Annotated in this window: 9 protein-coding genes; 4 read left to right on the top strand and 5 right to left on the bottom strand. The window is 42.5% G+C overall.

From position 1 onward, the window contains the following. Positions 1-912 precede the first annotated feature (912 nt). Positions 913-2,262, top strand: coding sequence for an NB-ARC domain-containing protein (locus ABWT76_RS09745; RefSeq protein ID WP_354636020.1), 1,350 nt, complete (start codon positions 913-915; stop codon positions 2,260-2,262). A 628-nt stretch (positions 2,263-2,890) separates the two neighbouring features. After that, entirely contained in the window at positions 2,891-3,697 is an 807-nt protein-coding gene (gene trpA / locus ABWT76_RS09740; RefSeq protein ID WP_190880130.1) for a tryptophan synthase subunit alpha, read from the top strand. A 364-nt stretch (positions 3,698-4,061) separates the two neighbouring features. Here the strand turns inward: trpA and ABWT76_RS09735 are convergent, their stop codons facing one another. From ABWT76_RS09735 to ABWT76_RS09715, 5 genes are all read right to left on the bottom strand, one after another. Continuing rightward, positions 4,062-4,397, bottom strand: coding sequence for a DUF760 domain-containing protein (locus tag ABWT76_RS09735; protein ID WP_054469343.1), 336 nt, complete (start codon positions 4,395-4,397; stop codon positions 4,062-4,064). A gap of 855 nt (positions 4,398-5,252) precedes the next feature. After that, positions 5,253-7,166, bottom strand: coding sequence for a ShlB/FhaC/HecB family hemolysin secretion/activation protein (locus ABWT76_RS09730; protein WP_242050058.1), 1,914 nt, complete (start codon positions 7,164-7,166; stop codon positions 5,253-5,255). Between the two features lie 392 nt (positions 7,167-7,558). Then, entirely contained in the window at positions 7,559-11,221 is a 3,663-nt protein-coding gene (locus ABWT76_RS09725; protein ID WP_354636019.1) for a TIR domain-containing protein, read from the bottom strand. Between the two features lie 581 nt (positions 11,222-11,802). Next, a complete protein-coding gene (locus ABWT76_RS09720) occupies positions 11,803-15,216 on the bottom strand; it encodes a response regulator (RefSeq protein ID WP_231636924.1) in 3,414 nt (1,137 codons plus the stop codon). 655 nt (positions 15,217-15,871) lie between these two features. Beyond that, the gene (locus ABWT76_RS09715; RefSeq protein ID WP_190880143.1) at positions 15,872-17,608 is read right to left on the bottom strand and encodes a CHASE2 domain-containing protein; all 1,737 of its coding nucleotides are present in this window, start codon (positions 17,606-17,608) and stop codon (positions 15,872-15,874) included. Positions 17,609-18,592: 984 nt separating this feature from the next. Here ABWT76_RS09715 and ABWT76_RS09710 point away from each other — a divergent pair. Together ABWT76_RS09710 and ABWT76_RS09705 are read left to right on the top strand one after the other, a co-directional pair. Beyond that, entirely contained in the window at positions 18,593-21,625 is a 3,033-nt protein-coding gene (locus ABWT76_RS09710) for an AAA family ATPase (RefSeq protein WP_354636018.1), read from the top strand. Between the two features lie 650 nt (positions 21,626-22,275). Beyond that, on the top strand, positions 22,276-22,611 hold the full coding sequence (locus ABWT76_RS09705; RefSeq protein ID WP_054469337.1) for a hypothetical protein: 336 nt from the start codon (positions 22,276-22,278) through the stop codon (positions 22,609-22,611). Positions 22,612-22,642: the final 31 nt, after the last annotated feature.

The following is a 22,642-nucleotide window of genomic DNA, read 5'->3' as shown; positions in this document are numbered from 1 at the left end:
TGCGCGGGAATGACAGATTTTCTTCTAATGGGGTCTGTGGTGAATTTATTTTTGCCCGTCTACTTATCTGCGGTCATGCTTGGGTTGGTGTACAGGTATTTGTGGTTTATTCGCGGAGAAAATTGCTGTAACCCGACAAACATAAGTCTTGCCCCCCAGTGGATTTACAGAGGTTTTTAGATTAATAAACCACATTAACCGTTAACCGCCAGGGAATTAATTCCCGCCTGTAGGGGTCAACGGCCGTTGACCCCTACAGTCGGTTTTAACCGACTAAAATTCTGTACGGGTCAACGGCCGTTGACCCCTACAGTCGGTTAAAACCAACTAAAATTCTGTACGGGTCAACAGCCGTTGACCCCTACCAAGCATGGTTAGTCGGATTTATCTGAAATCTTGCGCCATTTTCAACAAGCTTTTGTGTAACCCCGCGATCCGGCGGGGATTTTAATCCCCGCCTGTAGGGGTCAACGGCCGTTGACCCCTACAGTCAATTAAAACCGACTAGAAGCATTATATTAAAAGTATTTGAGTCGGTTTCAACCGACTTGATATGTTAGGCGGGGATTTTAATCCCCGCCGGTTGTTGCAACTGGTGCAAGATTTCAGATTTATCCGACTTGCGCTATGAGGCCGCCATCATTAAAATGATGGCGGACGGGTGTGGTTTCCTCAGTAGAAAACCGCTGTAGGAATCCTATAGTTGATCAAAAAATCACTGAATAAGATTTTATTTTACCACTCCACTTCAGGTCTGCCAACCCCGAAAAGTAGGATTTTGTAGGAACTTTTAAAGCCACGTTGCACCTGATTTAGTAGGAAAAAAGAGGATTTTATCCCCAAAAGTAGGAAAAAGTAGGAAAAAGTATGATAATATAGCCTGAAACCAGACTCAAACCCGATGTAACATCTATGGATATTGAAGAAGCTTTAAAGTGGACTGACGATCGCGTTTTTGCGAAAACAGGAAAACATTTGGATTCTCTGCAAATGGCCATTTTAGAGGGGGTTTGGCAACGGGAAACTTACGAAAAAATAGGAGACGATCGACATTGCAGTAAGCATCATGTGAGAAAGGAAGCTTCGGAATTATGGCAAATCCTCTCGAATGTACTGGAAGAAAATGTTAAAAAATCTAATGTAAAATCAATTTTAGAAAATGGGATATATTCGCACATTTCAAACGTGCATATTGGTAATGGCAACATCAATGTTTGTAGCGAACAGTGTCCCTATCCAAAAGCAGGAAAAAAACGCTCAACTACCAACCCAGATAAAGTTAAAACCGAAAAACGCCACGATTTAAGGGAAGTTCCCAAGCGCGATCGCCTCTACAACCGCATCCAGGAACTCAACACCCTCAAACAATGGATCCTCGAAGAAAAAAACCCGATTGTTACTATTATCGGGTTATCGGGTATTGGCAAAACCGCCCTGGCAGTAGAACTGGTGACACAAATTAAAGATAACTTCGATCGCCTCTTATGGCGCAACTGTAGCAACGCCCCCAGTTTAGAATCCCTGAAAACCGATTTAATCCAATTTCTCTCCCCACAAACAGAAACAAAATCAGCATCGTTAATCGACTGTTTGCGATCGCATCGTTGCCTCATCATCCTCGATGACTTCCAAGAACTATTTACCAGTGGAGAATTAGCGGGCAATTACCGACCAGACTGCCAAGATTACAGCAAATTTCTCAAACAAATAGCCACCACTCCTCACCAAAGTTGCCTGCTGATTCTCAGTTGGGAAAAACCCATAGAAATTGCCACCTTAGAAGGGATAAAAAGTCCCTGCCGCACATTAAAAATTGATGGTTTAGGGGAATCCGCCAAAGAAATATTAACCGAAATGGAATTAACCGACGAAGATAGATGGTTAGAATTAATTCAACTTTACAACGGCAATCCTTTATGGTTAAATATAGCGGCCAATACGATTCAAGAACTCTTTGACGGCAGCGTGGCTGATTTCTTATCCGGTGAGAGTGTATTTTTGGGAGATTTAGAAATAATATTGCAAGAACATTATCAACGATTATCCCAGATAGAAAAACAAGCGCTTTGTTGGTTAGCCCGCCAAGAAACAGCCGGGGATATTTCCGCACATCCGCCAGATTTACCTCTCTCGGAGTCTGACTTCTTAAAAGCGGTGCAATCTTTATTAAAACGCGGTTTAATTGAAAAGGTAAAAGGAAACGGGCGATCGCGCTTCACCCTGCAACCGGCTATTCAACAATATGTGAAAAATCAATTTTAGAATAGTATGAATAAAATGATTATTAGTCTGTCTATTATCGTGGATAATTGTCATTTATAAACATCAAAACTTAACGCTCAACAGTCAATTATAAACGCCCCTAATTATTTCTATATCTCTATTAGAGGCGAATTCTTTTCTAGAAAAAAACGCTGGCTATTCTGGGGAATTATCTTGTTGGTTTGACTGGTTCAGCAAAATATCAATAATCCGGCGATTTTCCAATTGCATCCCCCGAATTTCTGCCTGTTTCAATATTTGCCTGTTGTTCATCGCCGAAATAAAGCATCTCTTTCCTATTTCGCTTCTGCGAAGGCATTAGCTAAGACTTGAATCACGCGGGCATTACTTTCTACTAGCTGTTCTATTCTTTCCATAGCCCGATCGCATTTCTTTCACTAGCGATCGCATTTCTTGCCACCAGAGAGGCTAACTGGTCTAATCTTTCATCGGTCTTGCCCAAAGACTGTATATCCGGGCGGATCCTGAATCAATCTTTGCCAGACCAGAGAAAGCGATCGCCATTGTTCTCCCCAAAATTGTCTAGATTGGCACAGGTTTAAACCTGTAGCGACTGTAGTAAAGTATTTTGAGGTTAGCCAAGAAAAAATTATTATCTATATAAAGAATGAACTCGGTTCAACAATGCTTTGCGTCTCTGCGTGATTCCCATCAGGGATCCCCCGAATGTGCCTTAATTCCTTTTATCACTGCTGGCGATCCTGACTTGGAGACAACGGCCCAGGCTTTGCAAATCCTAGATCGCAACGGGGCCGATCTGATTGAACTCGGTGTTCCCTATTCGGATCCCTTGGCCGATGGGCCAGTGATTCAAGCCGCAGCCACTCGCGCTTTGCAACGGGGCACCCGGTTAGATGATGTGTTAGAAATGCTGGCCCAAGTGACGCCACATCTGAAAGCACCGATTATTTTGTTTACTTATTACAACCCGATTTTGCATCGCGGGTTAGAAACTTTTTGCCAACAAATTGCCCAAGCTGGGGTCAAAGGGTTGGTGGTGCCCGATTTGCCGTTGGAAGAATCCGCTGAGGTGATTAAAGTAGCCACAGCCCACGGAATTTCCGTGGTGTTATTGGTGGCGCCGACCACTCCCAAAGACCGGATTCACGCGATCGCCGAACAGTCTCAGGGATTTATTTACTTAGTCAGCGTCACTGGGGTGACGGGGATGAGAACGGAAATTCAATCCCGGGCGAAAGATTTACTGACTCAGATTAGAGATTTGACCGACAAACCCATTGGGGTAGGTTTTGGTATTTCTGACCCAGAACAAGCCACCCAGGTGAAAAATTGGGGCGCTGATGCGGTGATTGTGGGCAGTGCCTTTGTCAAACGGTTAGCCGATGGAACTCCCGCTGAAGGATTAAAGGCGATCGGGGATTTTTGCGCCAGTCTCAAGGCCGCAATTCGTTAAGTGTTTCGTTATCTGTTCTGAATCCAGTGGAAAAATTTTTTTGCTTGGATTCTGCTTGGATTCTGCTTGGATTCTGCTTGGATAAAGAAGTTGCAGACAATAGACAATTCTGGCAAAATACCCAAGTAGATCCCCCCAACCCCCCTTAAAAAGGGGGGCTTTTTATAATCAAAGCATTCTTATCTAATGAACCACAAATTTTTGTAGGGGCGAAGCCGGATTTATAGTTCAGACCGGAACGAAAAAAAACACGCTTAAATCCTTTAATGAAAGAATTTAAGCGTTGAAGTTAAATTAACTTCAAATAAACTGGTTTCTAATCACCATGAATCAGCGCCACAAATCAGGGTGAATCTAGTGAATTTTAACTGTCATCATCTAAAGAACTAATCGAGGCTAAACTTTTCTCCAAGTGCATTCGCTGTTCCATTTTGTGCAAAAAATAGCCGGTCATCATGGCTGAAGCTAATAAACCGGCTAAATTTTCGCGATTGGTGGTGATTTGAATATCAAAGTTTTCTGATGGTAGAACTCCCATCATTCCTTGCACATTTTGGGAGATAATTTCCTTGATTTCTGTAGAAGCAGATTTGGCCATATTTGCTAAGACTTCTGGGGGCTGGTGCCGCAGATATTTCAGCAATTGATTGGCATCTACAGAATCGGTATTGGAATTCATAAAATTGGGTTGATCTACCATAAGTATTTCTGGGGATGAGACTGGTCAATTAATCAAGTGACAGTTCCAGTTTTAAGCAAGTCAAATGAGCGAAAACTCGCCGGAACAATTTGAGCGATCTTTAATGTAATTTAAATACAATCAAGATATCTTGTAACCCGATGGGAACCCAGGGATGAGATTCTAATGAATTTCAACGGGGTCAGTCCGGGGTGGATTTCCGGTTTGGCGTCTGGTGAACATTGTCCCCAGAATTTTCACTGACCAGAGTTCTTACTGGGACTCTTGATTGCGATCCTGTTGGCTAGTCTAACATAGATAACTGACTGCCTGCCACGGGGCACTGATGGGCGATCGCCCTGGGAAACAGTGATGCTGCCGATGAAAATCAAGAATTTTGCTCAGGGTAGTTGACTTTACAAAAAAAATGGTTAATAATGATGCGTGCTGATTCGCTAGAGCAAAAGATGCCTGCCATCACAGGTAAGCATCCAATTATCCGGCAAATTAAGCCAGGGGGCGTGGCGGAATGGTAGACGCTACGGACTTAAGAAATTGAGCCTTGTTGGAGAAATCTGGCAAGTGAATGCTCTCAAATTCAGGGAAACCTAAATCTGCTCACAGACAAGGCAATCCTGAGCCAAGCCGAAATTATTCAAGATTCGGAAGGTGCAGAGACTCGACGGGAGCTACCCTAACGTTCAGACGAGGGTAAAGAGAGAGTCCAATTCTCAAAGCCATTAGGTAGTAGCGAAAGCTGCGAGAGAATGAAAATCCGTTGGCTAGTGATAGCCGTGTGGGTTCAAGTCCCACCGCCCCCATATTATTAAAACCCTTATAGGCTAAGGCTTATAAGGGTTTTTGATTCCCGATCATTTAAAATCCATAGTTGACGGTAAAGTAAAAGCCTTCATCTTGTAAATTGTCGCCTTTATCGTCTATAGAGATTAAAGGACGGGCATAATCTAACCGCATATTTAAACCGGGAATTACTTGCCAAAGCACCCCCGCACCGATGCCGACTAAAAATTGTTCATCTGGTAAGGGATTAGGATTATCACCATGATTCCAAATACTGCCCATATCCACAAATGGAGCAACCTGTAAGATGGAGAAGTTAGAGGTATTTCTAATCACAGTAATTCGGTCTTCTACGGAAAAGCGAAAGCCATTGTCTCCAGAACGGACATTTTGCCGATACCCCCGTAAAGAACTACCGCCACCAATCACGAATTGCTGAGAAGATAATAGACTATTGGGTGTAAGTTGTAGATCTCCTTGAATAATTAATAAGTGATTGTTGTTCAGCCGTTGGACGCGCTGCAATTGTCCCGTCCAACTGAAAAAACGACCATCAGGAATGGGATCGGGGTTGACGGTAGCATTCAACCAGCCGGTGCCTAGGGTAAATTGCGATCGCACCGACCAAGCTCCCTGCACATCCCGTCGGATATAGTCTTGGCCAAATTTAATCACGCTGGTGCGACTGATTCCGTCTTCATCAGGGCCTAAGCCAAAAGGGGTTGGGCCTTGGAAAGTAAAGGTCTGACCTGTTTGATGGGCTAAGGCCAAAGATAGGGCAAATTCTTCACGAGGCGATCGCGCCAAAGGCTGACGAAAACTCAGTTCATACAATTCTGAATTGCCCCGAATTTCTAATTCTTCAAATTCATCTTGGACAATGCCATTCCGGTTTGGGGCTACTCGTAATTGAACCGTGCCATTCATCGCATTCACCGGCACGCGATAGGAGAAATCATAAACTTGTGAATCCCCATCGGAAATATAAAATGAACCCAAAATATCATCACCCCATCCGGTGACATTGCGCCAACCCAAAGTTATTCCCGCTCTTTGTGAACCCACCGACGGCGGCGATAAATTATCCACACTAAAATTATTCACAAAAGGGCTGGCTTCTTTAATCCTTACCAGGAGCACACTTTTACCAATCTCACTGCCAGCCCGTAAAGAAGCTTCCACATTTTCAAAAATCGGATTCAGCCGGAGTAATCTGAGTTTATCTTCTAATAAGGCTGTATTCAGCGGACTACTTGCCCCTAAAAAAATCCGCCTCTTAATATAAGAAGGATTAATGCGACGATTCCCTTCAACTTGAACATCTTCTAAAACTCCTTCAATAATATTAATTCTAACAATGCCAGTTTGATCTAAAGTTTGGTCAGGAATAAAAGCACGAGAGGTAATATAACCTCGATCCAAATAAATTTGGGTAATCGTATCCGCAACTTCTTTCAATTGTTGCACCGTAATGTAATTCCCTTCCAAGGGGGCAACAAGCTGTTGAATTTCTGCCTCCGTGAGTACAGTAGAAGTCACAATCTCGATTTTTTTAACCAGAAATTGTTCAGAGGATTCAGTCGGTAAAGGAATTTCTGTGGGGGTGGGTTCTGGGAGAACATTTTCTTCCTCTTCTGGGGATGTGGGTTCCGGTTCCGGGATTGGTTGGGGAAAGCGATCGCGGTTCGGGTCGGGTTGAGGATTAAGCGGTGGTGCCGGTGGGTTTTGAGTTATATAATTTTGAGTTAGGTTTTGGTCAATGATAGGGCGATCGCTGTCAAAAGAAACAAAAGAAATATCCGACAATTCCAGAGAATCATCTCCCGTAAAAACCGGCAGCCAATTCGATGTCATTTCTTCTGGAGACCAACCAAAGTTATCATCAATATCCGGTTGATTTGCCACCGCATCTTCCGGCAAAACCACTGATAAATTTGTCAGCATCTCTGCCCTAGCCAGATCGTCAAATATTAGCAGGCTGATGCTCATAAAAACTCCACAAAACACCAATCTCATTAAATATCTAATCATCAGATTGCTTGCTCCTATTTGTAATTTCTTGACTGCCCCTAGCAAAATGTAGCAAAATGTAGTTTGGGTTGAGGAACGAAACCCAACCTAAGAATAAAGCTACGAATAAAGCTTATTTTAGCCCGGTCATGGCAGTATGGTGCGTTCGCGGAAGTTTAAGTTTCGTAGGGGATCGTCGGGGCAACCACAGCGATCGGATTGCCCCTACTAATGGCCAAATTAACGTCTTAATTGTAGCAATAATTTATAATGCCTGGTATAATATAAAAATTATACTCACCACAAAGGCACAAAGAACACCAAGAGAGAATTAAGACCTTTGTGTCCTTTGTGTCTTTGTGGTGAATTCATCACTTCCCTAACAACTCCTGCAACACCTCCTTAGTAAAAGGATTCTTCCCCTTCTTCAACGCATCCACCCAACCTTGACGCTGTACCTTTTTCTTTTCATAATCCTTCCGGTAATCTTCATTTTCTGTTTCTCTAATCCACTGATTCAAATCTTTAATATACGCCTCAAAATCTAAAATTGCCCCCGGATAATCACCAGTCAACGCACGAGCTACCCCGCGACTATCCCGAATATTTCCATTATTGAGATCGCGTTTTACCGCCATATCGCAAGCACTCATCACCTCAGCCGCATAACCCCGTAAACTGCCATGGCGACATAAATTATTTAAATTCGGATTATTTGCTTGTTCCAATTGAGCATCTAGCTCTTGTGCTTCTTTATATTTAGCCAAAGCTTTCTTGGCATTATCATCTTTCATTAACTCGACTGCCTGCTTCACTAAATCAGGCACCACCAGTGATTTGACCTTCGCTTCCAACTCGGCTTTTTCCTGATTATTCCATATCGGTTCACCATATTCATTCACCTGTTCTTCGCAAATTTTCACCGCTTCATGGGCTATTTGCCGGTCTTCCCCATCTTTAATGAATGCGTTCACAAACATCTGATTCGACCGCAACTCGTCACACCCAGCATCCAACCAACCCTGCCAAGTCCCTGGCCACAGGCGAATCGTTTTGTCCCCACTCCCAGAAACAATTCTGCGACCATCCGGGGAAAATGCTACTGAGTTGACCAAATTCTCATGGCCTTTGAGGACGGCTAATTGTTCCCCCGACTGGATATCCCACAGGCGAATCGTTTTGTCCCCACTCCCAGAAACAATTCTCTGACCATCCGGGGAAAATGCTACTGAGTTGACCAAATTCTCATGGCCTTTGAAGACGGCTAATTCTGACTTCGACTGGATATCCCACAGGCGAATCGTTTTGTCCCCACTCCCAGAAACAATTCTCTGACCATCCGGGGGGGAAAATGCTACTGATTTGACCCAACTCTCATGGCCGTTGAAGACAGCTAATTCTGACTTCGACTGGATATCCCACAGGCGAATCGTTCCGTTGCCACTCCCAGAAACAATTCTGCGACCATCCGGGGAAAATGCTACTGAGTTGACCTGGCTCTCATGGCCGTTGAAGACAGCTAATTCTGACTTCGACTGGATATCCCACAGGCGAATCGTTCCGTTGCCACTCCCAGAAACAATTCTGCGACCATCCGGGGAAAATGCTACTGAGTTGACCTGGCTCTCATGGCCGTTGAAGACAGCTAATTCTGACTTCGACTGGATATCCCACAGGCGAATCGTTCCGTCATGACTCCCAGAAACAATTCTGCGACCGTCCGGGGAAAATGCTACTGAGTTGACATCAGACTCATCGTTTTTGAAGACAGCTAATTCTGACTTCGACTGGATATCCCACAGGCGAATCGTTCCGTCATGACTCCCAGAAACAATTCTGCGACCGTCCGGGGAAAATGCTACTGAGTTGACAAAATACTGATAGCCCTTGAACAAGTTGCCTTTGCGTGTCACCGGCAATGCTGCGAATAAACTAGATTGCACGAGAGGCAAAACTTGACCCAAGTCTTTTTGACTTCTGCCGGTGACTTGAATCGCAAGAGTTAAAGCTTTTACTGGGTCAGAGTCCACTAAACTTTCTGCTAACGAAGCATTGGTTTTTATTTGATCTACTCGCTCCTGTTGTTCTGCCTGCTGCCACTGTAGCCCAGAAAAAATAGCCGCCCCACTGACCAATATAATAAGCGCTGCTACTGACCCAATTTGTAACAGTCGATTATTCCGGTTTTGTTGCCGACTTTTAGCAATAAATTCTTTTTGTAAATCTGTGGCTGGTGGTTGCTTATTTTCTGCCTCACTTTCCCGCAACCAACTCTCAGCACCCGTTAACTCTCTGCCCCGCAATAATAAATCCTTACTTTGAGATTTTTCCTCCCATTCTAAAGCCCGTTGCGACCACTTGGTATGACTCTGCACATGGTCTCTATCTGTATCTAAGATCCTGACTAATTCGCTAAAATTCGCATAAAAATCGCCCTGATGCTTGGTAAAATCAATCCATTGCACTTTGGCCAAAGCCGGATGCAGTGTTTTTGATTTAACGGGACGATATAATATCGTGACAAATCGCTTATTTAATTTTTCGGCATATTCCACCTCATCGCTACAATAAGGAGAAAATACCGAATCAGGCGATATAATAAACAGAAAGTTATCAGAGTTTTTTATGCCCCGGTATATTTCGTGCTGAAAATCGGTTCCTGCGGCGATACTTTCCTGGTCAAACCAGGTAGTTTTACCCTGAATTTGCAACGCATCATTGATTTTTCGGGCTAAGTCGGAATCCCTACGCGAGTAGGCAATAAACACCTCTAAAGATTTGGCTTGATGCTGACTGCTGGCTTTGAGAAATTCTTTTTGTAAATCCGTTGGCAAATGGTCTTGACGAGTTTCTGCTACCTTCAACCAAGCCTGAAAATATTGCAGGTTATATCCCCGAAACAAAATGCTAGGGTTATGATTTTGATCTTGCCATTTCAGGGCTTGCACTAATAAAATCTTATGCTGATGATAATATAGTTCATCGTCTTTAATTTGTTTAATTAACTCATTTGTCTGGCTTTCATAACTAAATTCTGGCAATGCCTCTATTTCTGGGGATGGCACGATAAAACATATTATTCGCTTGTGATAAGATAAGGCTAAATCTATTTCGGTTTGGCAATAGTCAGCGGTGAGTGACTCTAGAGAAACTAAGTAAACAAAATTATCCGCGATCGCGATACCACGATGCAGTTTTTCCTGGAAACTCATCCGTTTTTTGATGTCGCTTCTCTCAGTCCATATCGTGATTTTTTCTCGCTGCAATGTTCGCGTGAGTTTTTTCATTACTGCGCGATCGCCCTCAGCATAGCGGATAAAAACCTGAGTTAATAAATTATTGGCATTTTTAATGCTTTCACAGATATATTCACAATGTAAATCCGACGGCTGACAGGGGGCTTGTTCCTCTTTAAACCGAATATCTAACCATGCTTCTGCTGCTTGCAGTTGTTGCCCAATTAATAAGTAACGACTGGGCTTTTTATTTTGCTCCCATTCCCTGGCTTTGGCTAATATTTCCGTATGTTGTCTCACATAATCTTCATGGCTGTGGAATACTTCGATAAGTCCCGCAAAAGATGTGTCAAAATTATCCGCATCTTCCCGGAAATATGCCCAGTTAATTTGGCCGATTTTTGGCGGCATATTGGTCAAAGAAGAATCCAAACCTTTGGCTTGATATGCTTCCCAGTCTTCCTTTGTCCCTTGGGGATTTCGTTCTTGCCAAATTTCCTGGGTAATTTGCTCAACATGGAGTAAGGGAATGATGCGCTTATTATATTTGACTGCTAGATTAATCTCTTTCTGGCAATAGGGCGAATTCACCGAATGCGGGGCAATAATAAAGAGGAAATTATCCGCTTTGGCAATGCCATCGTCGATTTGATTTTGGAAATCCACTCCCAAGGGAATATCGTTTTGGTCAAACCAAATGTTAAAGCCAGCGCTGGTGAGGCAATTGTAAAGTTTTGTAGCAAATTCTTTGCTATCGGCGCGGCCATAGGAAATGAAGGCGTTGTAGAATTTTGTCATAAGCTAATAAGCGTTTTTCTATTGAATAAATCACACCCGTCGGGGTTAAAACTTCCCAGATCATAGCGTAAGCCTGCCCCCGTGAAAACGGGGGTCGGATCTATCCGACTAATTCATGCTTGTAGTTATACCGTTTTCAATTAACAATGCAACAGTAGGGGCGGTTCGCGAACCGCCCCTACATACGCCCAAATTAACGCCTTAATTGTAGCAATAATTTTTGATGCTTGGTTTAATATAAAAATTTTACTCACCACAAAGGCACAAAGAACACCAAGAGAGAATTAAGACTTTTGTGGCCTCTGTGTCTCTGTGGTGAATTATCTAAGCAGTGCTTTATTCGTAGAGCCTGCCCCCAGCCTGCCCCCGTGCGGGGGGCGGGGGTTGGACTTTTGGAACGAAACCCAACATTATTCTTCCGTTGGGTTTCCTACATTTTTAAGGCTGTGGTGCCCCCACGCGGGGGTAAACTAGGCTGGAATAAAGGTTGATTGTTTATACCTTAAATTTCCGCGAACAGCCCCCTACAAATAACCAACAACAAACAACCACCAACCAATAACCAACAACAAATCACCAATTTACCTCATATTCGCGAGTTGCTGAGTTCGTTCTAAATAAATTTCTATGACGCGATCGCCGGGATTTTTGCTTAAACAATCCTCTAACAATTCAGCCGCTTCTCGATATAGTTGTTGATGATACAACAATATCGCTTGTTCAAAAGCGGTTTGGGTCAGTAACTTGGCGGTTTTCACTTCTGGGGGATCCGCATCAAATACTTCAAAAACCGTCACCATTTCTGATTTCCCTTTCACCTGCACTCGATCCAGCAACCGAATCGCATAATCATTGGGATTTGCTAACTTTAAAAAAGTTTGGTTAGAAATTAACAAGGACACGCGATAATTTTTGGTCAAGCCTTCTAAACGAGAGGCTAAATTCACTGCGTCACTAATCACCGTCCCATCCATGCGATCTTTCCCCCCAACGGTGCCAAGCATCAAATCTCCTGTATTAATGCCAATCCCAATTTTAATCGGCATTTTCCCAGCTTGGATGCGATTTTGATTATATTCCTCTAATCGATTTAACATAGAAATACCCGCTTTCACCGCATCATCGGCACTCTGACTAAACAAGGCCATAATCGCATCGCCAATATATTTGTCAATAAAGCCATTATTTTCCAGAATGGCTGGTTCCATACAGGATAAGTAATCATTAATAAATTGAAAGGTTTCTTCTGGACTCATTTGTTCGCTCAGAGAGGTAAAATCTCTAATGTCCGAGAATAAGATTGACATTTCTTTTTTAGATTGATCGCCCAGTTTGACCTCCAGAATACTCTCTTTTTGTAACAAGCGTAGAAACTCATGGGGAACAAAGCGACCATAGGCAATGTTAATCTTGGCCAATTTCATGTGAGTTTTAATTCTAGCAATTAATTCATTTTTAGAAATCGGTTTACTCAGGTAATCGTTTGCCCCATTTTGAAAGCCTTCTACCATGTCAGAGATTTGATTTTTCGCCGTCAGCATCAAAACCGGCAGTTCTGACGCTGGGAAATGCTCACGGAGTTTTTCACAAACTTCATACCCGGTCATTTTGGGCATCATCACGTCTAATAAAATCAGGTCAGGTTTAAACCCGTTTGCCACTAGGTTTAAAGCTTCTTGTCCATTAGAAGCTTGGGTAATGGAATAGTTTTGTAAAGATAGGTAATTGATCAATACCTGAAGGTTGACGGGTTCATCATCGACGATCAACACTTTAAATCGATCTAATTCTTCATTTGAGGAAAATTTATTATGCAAATTATTATGCAAAATTTCTGGATATGTTTCCGGTTGATGGGTGTTTTCCTGGGAATTGACTAAGCCCAAAGACACTTTTTCTATCGCTGCACTGGCGGACTTTTCCCAAGATAAAATCCGGTCTTCTTTGAGAGACGTTGGCGCTGATGCGATCGCCTCTGATCCTGCCCCTGATCCTGCCGCGATCGCCAAGGTAAAAGTAAACCTTGACCCTTTGCCAACCGTTGATTCTACGGAAATAGTTCCCCCGTGTAACTCCACTAATTGTTTAGTCACCGCTAACCCTAAACCTGTCCCTCCATATTCTCTAGCGGTTGACCCATCTCCTTGTTCAAAGGATTCAAAAATTTTGTCTAATTTATCCTCTGGAATGCCAATTCCCGTATCCGCAACCGTAATCATAATTTGTTGGTTGTTGGCTATTGGTTGTTGGTTGTTGGTTATTGGTTGTTGGTTATTGGTTGTTGCCGGTTCCCCGTTCCCGGTTTTTAATGCGGCGGAAACTTCAACGGTGCCACTTTCAGAAAATTTAATGCCATTGCCCACCAGATTATAAAGAATCTGTTGTAAGCGATTTTCATCGGCAAAAGCGGCGGGAAATTCCTGGGGAATCCGGTTAATCAACCGGAGATTTTTTCCCTTAATCAGAGATTGGCTTAAGGTCAGCACTACTTCGGCGATCGCTCGCAGTCCGACGGGCTTTAGTTGCAGTTCAATATTATTATGTTGTAACTTGGAAAAATCCAGAATATCATTCACCAAATTAGCCAGTCTGTGTCCACTTTGGGCAATCAATAAAAGATTTTGCTTTTGCAGTTCTGACAATTCTCCCGTTGCCCCATCAATCATCGATTCCGCAATGCCAATCATGCCGTTCAGTGGGGTGCGGAGTTCGTGAGAAGTATTGGCTAAAAACTCATCCTTCAATTTATCTAAGCGTTGTAATTGCTCATTTTTAGACTCTAAAGTCATAAATGAAGCTTTTAACTCTTCTGCCATCTTATTAAAAGATTTAGCCAGTTCACCGAGTTCATCAGCGCGGGTAATGGGTAATTTTTGATCCCATTCTCCATCCGCTAGATGTTTCGCCGCATTCTTCAGGCGCAAAATTGGTTTGACAATCCACCGCGAGGTCTGTAAACAGAATAAAAATGCTACCAGTAACGCCACAACACATAAGGCGATCGTGGTGCGAGTATTCGTGTTGATATATTCCATAAAATCCGCTTCAGGAATCACCACCACAATCAGCCAATTTAAGCCTTTATTGTCTTGAATCGGTGAGACTCTAACCAGTTGTTTTTGCCCATTGACTTTAAGGATTAGCTTTTGCGAACTGTTAATTTCCTCCAGACTGATCCCTTCTTTTAAAAGCTGCTGCATTGTCAATTTAATGGCTGGTTCCTGACTATTCAGCGCATTCAGTCGTTCCGGTTCTCCTGTGGTTGTGATAAACGGAGGTTCTGGAGTGGAACTGGCCACCAAATCTCCGTTTCTTTCGATAATGAAAGCTTCCCCAGATTTACTAACTTCTAAGGTGTTGAGAAATTCACTAATTTGAGAAAGCATTAAATTGATGCCAAACACTCCTCGCAGTTGATTGTTAGCATCATAAACAGGAATCGCTGGGGTAATTTGTAACATTCCCAAATCCGCCGAGATATAAATAGAACTCCAGGTAGGGGCTTGGGCTTTAATTGTTTCTTGATACCACGGTCTAGTTCGCGGATCGTATTCGCTGGATTTGATAAATTCTTGGCGATTTCCTTGATTATCGAGTAAATAAATTTCGCGGTTGGGAGCGCTATACCAATCTCTAAATTTGACCACGGTTCGGCCATCGAGATATTTTTGCACTCCCATAAAGTTGCCCTCATCATCGGCAAAATATATATATTCTATGGCATTGGAAAGCTGGATTTCTGACCATAACTGCTTTTGTAAGATTAACAAATCTTCTACATCTAAAATGCCATTACTCACGGTGGCTGCATTGATTTTGTGGAATAAGTGAGGGGTATTCAAGTAATTCTCTAAATGCAGATCGATCCGTTTCGTGACTTGGGTGCTTAACTGGAGAGCAAAATTACTGACGGTTTTTTGACCGTTGCGCCAGGAAAAGTAGCCAACCAGTGCCACTATAACAAAAATTTGCAGCACAAATGGCACGATTAGCATGATCCGCAGCGGGATTTTATCGGTTATTTTAAGAATAAAGTTATTTAATGATTTTATGAACATAACCCAATCGACCATCCGGCTTAGTAATAAAAAATACAAAATAGAAACAAATAACTAATTTGGGATAAAATATTAGCTTGTTACTTAAAATATTTTAAGTTCTTTGAGATTTTTTGTCAATGTTTATATTTTTGAGCCTATTTAAATTCAATAAGAGCAAGTGAGTAAATTTATATTTTTCCCCATAATTAATTTTTCTGAGTTTCTTTGACGAATTCTTTGACGAATTATAGATCACAGTGCGATCGCGCCTCTCTGCCTGAATTTTTTTGCCCATCAGTTCCCCTCTTCTTTACCATCTCTGCATAACTCTCGATGATTTCACTCCCCGGCTGACTAAGGATGACTATAGAATATAATACCAATTTCAAAAATTACAGCGACAATTACGAAGTAAATTGGGGCACTTTTCCGTAGCGCCCCTACTGTCGTCTTTTTAATTGGAAACGGTATAACTTAAGAATATAACTTAGAAATATAACTTAATTTTTGACCAGACGATGATTTTCGTCGCCTCTGCTATGGCTTTGCTATGGGTGACTATGGCTGCCAACCCAAGGTCAATCGGGCTAAGTGGCGATCGCTGAGGATTTTAGTTGAGGGCATATAAAACCCGATCGCGTCCTTGTTCTTTGGCTTGATATAAGGCTTGGTCGGCAGTATTAATTAAAGCAGCGGGAGAAAAATCAGCATTAATTAAAGTGCTGGCTACGCCACAACTGAGGGTGACATACTGAAAAGCTTTGTTGTGAGCGTGAGGAATTTCTAATTTCCTAACTTGTAGGCGAATTCTTTCGGCAACTTGCGCCGCTGTTTCGGCGTTGGTATTTGGTAGAATTACTACAAATTCTTCCCCTCCGTAACGAGCCACGATATCTGTGCGACGGACTGCTTGAGTAATGGCTTTGGCGACTTGTCGCAAACAATCATCCCCGGCTTGATGACCGTAGGTGTCATTAAAAAGTTTAAAACAATCTACGTCACAAAGAATTAAAGCAAGATGCGCTTTTTTGCCGCAAGAATCAGAAAAAGAGTTGAGATAGCGATCGAAGTAACCGCGATTAGCAAGTTGAGTCAGGCTATCTATTGAAGCGAGGTGAGATAGTTGATAATGTTGATAGGCAATTAGGGCGATCGCGGCACTAATGAATCCAGTTAACGGAGAAATCACCGGCAGCCACCAACCCCAGAGAAAAGCACTATAACTAATACCAAATAAACTGCCAATTCCTAGGAGGATAGGGAAGAGTTCCCAGCGAAAACTTCTCAGGGAAATTGGCTTGATTTCTCCTAAGTGAGCAGCGGCGATCGCGCCGAGAAAAGACCAGAAAATAATCCATAACCATTTTTGCTGCTTTGACCAGACTCTAATCATGGGACGACCGTCCAAGGCTGCACTGATAATTTGGCTGGTTAAATTGGCCTGAATCACAATGCCAGGAACTCTTGAATCCGTTCCTAATAAATAGGGTTGGTAAGGAGTGGAAAACATTTCGCCAAACCGGGGAGAAGTCGCCCCAATTAAGACAATGCGATCGCGAAAAATTTCTTTTTTTTCTAATTCTGATTTATTTTGCAGCACATCGGTCAGGGAAACTACTTTAAACCGCTCGATTAAGCCGCGATAGTTTAATAAAATCTGATAGCCGCCAAAATCTGTGCCGATATAGGCTCCATTGTTTTCATTTAAAGGGGTTAACACGCTTTTTCCCAACTGGAAAGCATCGCTTTCTTCGGCAATGGGAGTGAGAAAAATTCCCTCAGATGCTAAATATTTTAAGGCTAATTTAACCGCTATATTCTCTTTGACTACCCCAGAATCTAGTTGCACAGAGATTAAGGCACGGCGCAGTTTCCCATCAGCATCTAACATTACATCACTGATGCCCACTTGCCCTTTTTCTGCCAGCCAAGAAGGGGCAGGAATCGTTTCTCCTACTACTTTTTCAATTCCCATTAAAGTAGGAGTATTTTTATAAATATCAATTAATTGGTCATCTCCGGGGTCTATGGGTATATCTCGATACATTAATAATCCAATTGCCCGGGGACTTTGTTGATTTATTTTTTCAATTAAATCTGCTAAAATAGCATCAGGTATTGGCCATGTCCCCAAATGATTAATATCTGATTGCTCGATGGAAACAATCGCCAAGCGGGAATCGGGTTGTTCCAGGGGACGTAGCCGAAAAAATTGATCTAAAGTTGCCCACTCTAGCAGTTGAAACGAGCCTTTGCAATCACCCAGAATAATCAAAGATGCCACCGTTGGGCCAATGATTAGTGTTTTTTTCCATTGCTGAAACAATCCTCCGATCCGTTGCCACATAAAAGCTCAACACCCATAATGAATACAAGATACCAGACAAAAGCTGAGTTTCTTCTATTTATTCTAATGGATAAAAATTCTATGTAACAGGGGGTCGGACTGTCACTTAAGTATGGGCAAAGTATGGGGCGATCGCGATCTCCATCACGATCGCGATCGCGATCGCCGTATGATTAGTTCTGGGGATTTATCACTGCTGAGTTATTGACTCAAAGATTAAACAAAGATAAAAATTTGACGAATTTTTTCACGGGGTTCGAGTCAGTATTCTAGCTTATGTGGTGCTACCGCTACTGGAGGAATTATCGGGGGCTGGTTTTCCAGGGGGAGTTAGAGGATGTTTTCCCACCAGGATCGTGCTTTCCCTTTGTTGGAACAGCCTTGGTTCTGAGCCGAAAAGCCCGGTGGTGTAGTCACCGTAACTGTGAGAGATTAGAGAAAGAGCGATGAAAACTAAAGTTAAGAGCGAAAATTTTTGAGTAGCCATGAGTTGATATCCTGGTATCCTGTAATAGATGTGTTGTCGCTTTTCTGAAGCGTCGATCGCCGATCAGGATATTTTTACTGCGGGAATAAAATTGTTCAGTAGACGCGGACGATTGATGCTGACGATTTGTTAAAAAACTTCATATTCATGGGTTTTTAGGCCAAGATGGACTTGACGGTGACAACGGCAAATCCATCCCCGCTGGATGGCTCGGCTATCGACAAAATAGCCAAAAATGGTGATGATTTGGGGTTGGGGATTTAGGGTTTAGCTTGATTGATGAATGGCTTATATATTGAAGCAGTATTGGGGTAAAATAAAAAAAATCGCGGCATAATAATGTTAAAGCCAGTTAAATATGATAGGATTACTTCAGAGGCGATCGTCTGGAAAATTAACATCGGCTAAGTTCCGAAGATTTTTCAGAAAACGGCAACAGACCGAGCAGAGCAAATCTGCACAATCATCATAAATGCTAAAATTTGGCCTAAATTTGAATGATTCCGCTCCAACTGAATTTAAAAAATTTTCTGAGCTACCGTGAAGCGAGTCTGGATTTTCGCGGGTTACACACTGCTTGTATTTGCGGGCCAAATGGGGCTGGCAAATCATCGTTGTTAGAGGCGATCGCCTGGTCAATTTGGGGCAATAGCCGTGCGGGGACTGATGACGATATTATTCATACGGGAACGACAGAAGTTTGTGTGGACTTTACTTTTCAGTGCGACGAACAAATCCTCAGAGTCCGGCGATCGCGGCAACGGGGACAAACCAGCACCTTGGAATTTCAAATCGCTACCAGTGAAGATGAGCTACAGGTTCAGTTTCGTTCCCTGACCGAACGCAGTTTACGGGCAACCCAACAAAAAATTATCCAACATATCAAGATTGATTATGAAACTTTTGTCAATTCCGCTTATTTACGTCAGGGGCGGGCCGATGAATTTATGCTCAAGCGTCCCAGCGAACGCAAACAAGTTTTAGCCTCTCTGTTGCGACTGGATGAATACGATCGATTAGCAGAAGCGGCGAAAGAGCGATCGCGGGATTATAAAGCCCAAATTCAATTGCTGCAACAAAATCAACAGTCTCTAGAAACTCAGTTAGAACAGCGAGAAGAAACTCTAGAGGCGATCGCCACGGTGGAACGGGAAATTCTCCAACAACAACAAGCACAAGCCACTGACCAAGACCAGTTACAACAGTATAAGGTCAGCAACCATCAGCGGCATACTTGGCAACAACAACTCAGTTGGTTGCAGAGTAATTTAGATCAGTTAACTCGCGAATGCCAGCGGATCGAGCAAGAACAAAAACATAGTCAACAACGGCAACAAGAATTAGAGGAATTGTTGGGGCAAGAAGCCGAAATTCACCAAAAATATAGTGAATTTGAACAACTCCAAGCCCAGGAACAAGTTTTGTCCGATAAGTTACACGCTTACCAAGAAGCCCAAAAGGAGCGATCGCAGCTTCAAGAACAACTGACTAATTATTTAAGCGATCTGAAAAGTCAGCAACAACAAATCAAAGCCCAATTAGAAGCTTTAGAACAACAGAAAAAAGAGTTGCAAAATACTCTCGGTCAAGGGGCGGAAGTGGCAGCGGCAATGACGGAACTCGAAGCCGCCCGCACCAGACTTGCGAGTTTAGACCAATTGCAAACTAAGGCCATTCCTCTGATTCACCGGCGGCAAATTATCCAGACAGAAGTAGTATCTCGTCGCGCCCATACCGAGGCGCGTTTGGCAGAAATTGTCAGTCAAATTAATCGCTTGCAAGTGCAGCAACAAACGGCGGTGCAAGTCCAACAAGCGGTGCAACAAGTTTCCCTACAAATTGAAGATTTGGAGAAGAAGCGAATTTATCAGCAACGGGTGCGGGAAAAAGGACTAGAACGGCGCAATTTTATGGAACGTTTGCAAGCCCAGTTGCGCGATCGCGAGGTGCAGTTGGCGGATATTGAACAAAAGTTACGGTTATTGCAGGTTCCTGATGCGATTTGTCCGTTGTGCGATCGCCCCTTAGATGAGCATCATTGGGACTTGGTGGCAGAAAAACATCAAGCCCAACAGCAAGAATTTAGGAATCATATTTGGGTTTTGCGGGAACAGTTGGCGGTTTCTGAGAGAGAAATTCAACTGTTGCGCGATGAATATGGTAAATTAAATCGAGAATTGGCGGGTTCCGATAATCTCCAAAAACAGTGGGGAGGGTTGCAAGCTCAACTGAATATGACGGCGACTGAACGAGAAAGGCTGCAAAAAATTGATCGGGAAAAAGCCGCCTTAGAGCGATCGCTGAAAACTGGTGAATTTGCCGGTGATTTATATACAGAATTGCAACAAATCGAGCGGGCTTTGCAAGAGTTACATTATGATGAAAAAAATCATGCTCTGGCTCGGAGTGATGTAGAACGTTGGCGGTGGGCAGAAATTAAACTGGCTCAAATTAGAGATGCGGAAAAACGGTTACAAAGTCTGAAAAATCGGGAACCAGAATTAGTAGAAAAGCTGGAAAATATTTCAAATTTAATTGAACGAGAAAAAACCGAGTCTTTTTTACATCAAAAGCTGGTAAAATTAGAACAAAAAATTGAGCAAATTGGTTATGATTTTGCCGAACATAAAGCGATTAGTGCTGCCCGAAATAAGGCTCAGGTTTGGTTGACCCGCAAAGAACAACTGCGTCAAGCTCAACAAGATTATCCTCAAGTGAGTAGCCGCGTTAAAGAAGTGACTAAACGATTGCTGGAACGGTTACAAGACCAAGAAAAACTGAGGCAGCAAATCGATCTGATCCAGGAAAAACTGAAGGAATGTCCAGACCAAACGGTAGCGATTAAAAATTTAGAACAGCAAATTGCCCAGCGTCGGCATCAGTTAGACCTCGCTTTGGCTAAATTAGGGCAACTCCAACAACAACAAAAACATTTAGAAGATTTGAGTCAGCAAAAGCACCTGATTAAGCATCAAATTAAGGAAGCGAAAAATCAATATCGGGTCTATAATGAATTGGCGATCGCCTTTAGCAAAAAGGGCATTCAAGCCTTGATGATTGAGAATATATTACCCCAGCTAGAAGCGGAAACGAATAAAATATTATCCCGATTGACGGGCAATCAATTGCACGTCCAATTTGTCACGCAAAAAGCCGGACGTTCAAATAAAAAAGATCCCAAATTAATCGATACATTGGATATTGTAATTGCGGATGCTCGCGGCACTCGCCCCTATGAAACTTATTCCGGGGGCGAAGCTTTTAGAATTAATTTTGCCATTCGCTTGGCGTTAGCTCAACTGCTTTGTACTCGTCAAGGCACCCGGTTACAAATGTTAATTGTGGATGAGGGTTTTGGCACCCAAGACCGTCAAGGGTGCGATCGCTTGATTGCCGCGATTAATGCGATCGCCCCCGACTTTGCCACCATTTTAATCGTCACTCATATGCCCCAATTTAAAGAAGCATTTCAAGCCAGAATAGAAATTAGCAAAACGGCGGAAACCGGATCTCAATTATTGTTGGCTTAATTGGGGGAGTCATAAATATATCAACTCGGTTTCAAGTCGCGCATTTTTAACTCTAATAAATTAGACAATTAGACAAAACCTGATTTATAGTGATTTCAATTCAGATTAATACAATTATGTAGGGGCGCAATTAGGGGCGCAAGCATTGCGCCCCTACAGCAAATGAACATATATTGTAGGGGCGCAATGCTTGCGCCCCTGATTTTTGTCTCAACCACAATTGAAATACCTATATTTAGAGATTATACGGAGGTTTTGGCCATGAATTATCCCACGAAAAATCAAATGAATTGGAAAAGTAAGATGGGTTTGGCTATTTGGAATTATCGAATGAAGCAGCCCAACTATAATAACAACTATAATAAGATTTTCGGTGGTGGTGACTCATTGGGTTTACGAGTTTTAGCTCATAACTACCTAAACTCTCCTGCCTTTCGCGCCGTGTATTTAAAAGAAATTGTCATAAATTCAATATTTTAGAGGATTTTGCTAAACCTAAAAAAGTATAAATTTCTACAATCAGTGGGGGAGAAGATAGTTTTATCTTCTATTTAAATTCAGAAAAATCTTATGAAAAGTTATTCAAAAAAATAGAAACAACAACCGATATCAATAATATTGAGATTGATTTAAATCTTCAATGTTTTAATTTGGCAGAAGGAAATAATCTGCCCAAAAAAATAGAAATTGATCTGGGGGCTTATGTGGCAATTTCTCTGGAACTAGATGAGGAGGGTGATCTAGATTTATCTAGCGATCAACCCTTAAGTTTTAATTTATTTCTAAATCTTGACATTTATGCCCCGATTAAATTAAGCAGAGAACATTACAATGGTGAAATAGCTCAATTAAACCAGCCAAGACTGGCGAATTTTTTACAGCGTCTTGAGCAAAAATTACCTGTAGAATTTGTTTGGGTCGATGCCCCTGACTATGAGGAATCGATTGGACGTTACGGCTTTAATGGTTATAGCGATCGCCCTTAAGTTAGCCAAGCAAAAACCGGGCTTCTCTACA

The organism is Planktothricoides raciborskii GIHE-MW2 (assembly GCF_040564635.1).
Classification (GTDB): Bacteria; Cyanobacteriota; Cyanobacteriia; order Cyanobacteriales; family Laspinemataceae; genus Planktothricoides; species Planktothricoides raciborskii.
This window is presented reverse-complemented; position numbering and strand designations above follow the sequence as displayed.

Excerpts from the sequence above, each read along its gene's own strand:
- ABWT76_RS09745 (WP_354636020.1), top strand. The coding sequence starts at position 913 with ATGGATATTGAAGAAGCTTTAAAGTGGACTGACGATCGCGTTTTTGCG.
- ABWT76_RS09710 (WP_354636018.1), top strand. The coding sequence starts at position 18,593 with ATGATTCCGCTCCAACTGAATTTAAAAAATTTTCTGAGCTACCGTGAA.
- ABWT76_RS09720 (WP_231636924.1), bottom strand. The coding sequence starts at position 15,216 with ATGCTAATCGTGCCATTTGTGCTGCAAATTTTTGTTATAGTGGCACTG.
- trpA (WP_190880130.1), top strand. The coding sequence starts at position 2,891 with ATGAACTCGGTTCAACAATGCTTTGCGTCTCTGCGTGATTCCCATCAG.
- ABWT76_RS09730 (WP_242050058.1), bottom strand. The coding sequence starts at position 7,166 with ATGAGCATCAGCCTGCTAATATTTGACGATCTGGCTAGGGCAGAGATG.
- ABWT76_RS09735 (WP_054469343.1), bottom strand. The coding sequence starts at position 4,397 with ATGGTAGATCAACCCAATTTTATGAATTCCAATACCGATTCTGTAGAT.
- ABWT76_RS09725 (WP_354636019.1), bottom strand. The coding sequence starts at position 11,221 with ATGACAAAATTCTACAACGCCTTCATTTCCTATGGCCGCGCCGATAGC.
- ABWT76_RS09715 (WP_190880143.1), bottom strand. The coding sequence starts at position 17,608 with ATGTGGCAACGGATCGGAGGATTGTTTCAGCAATGGAAAAAAACACTA.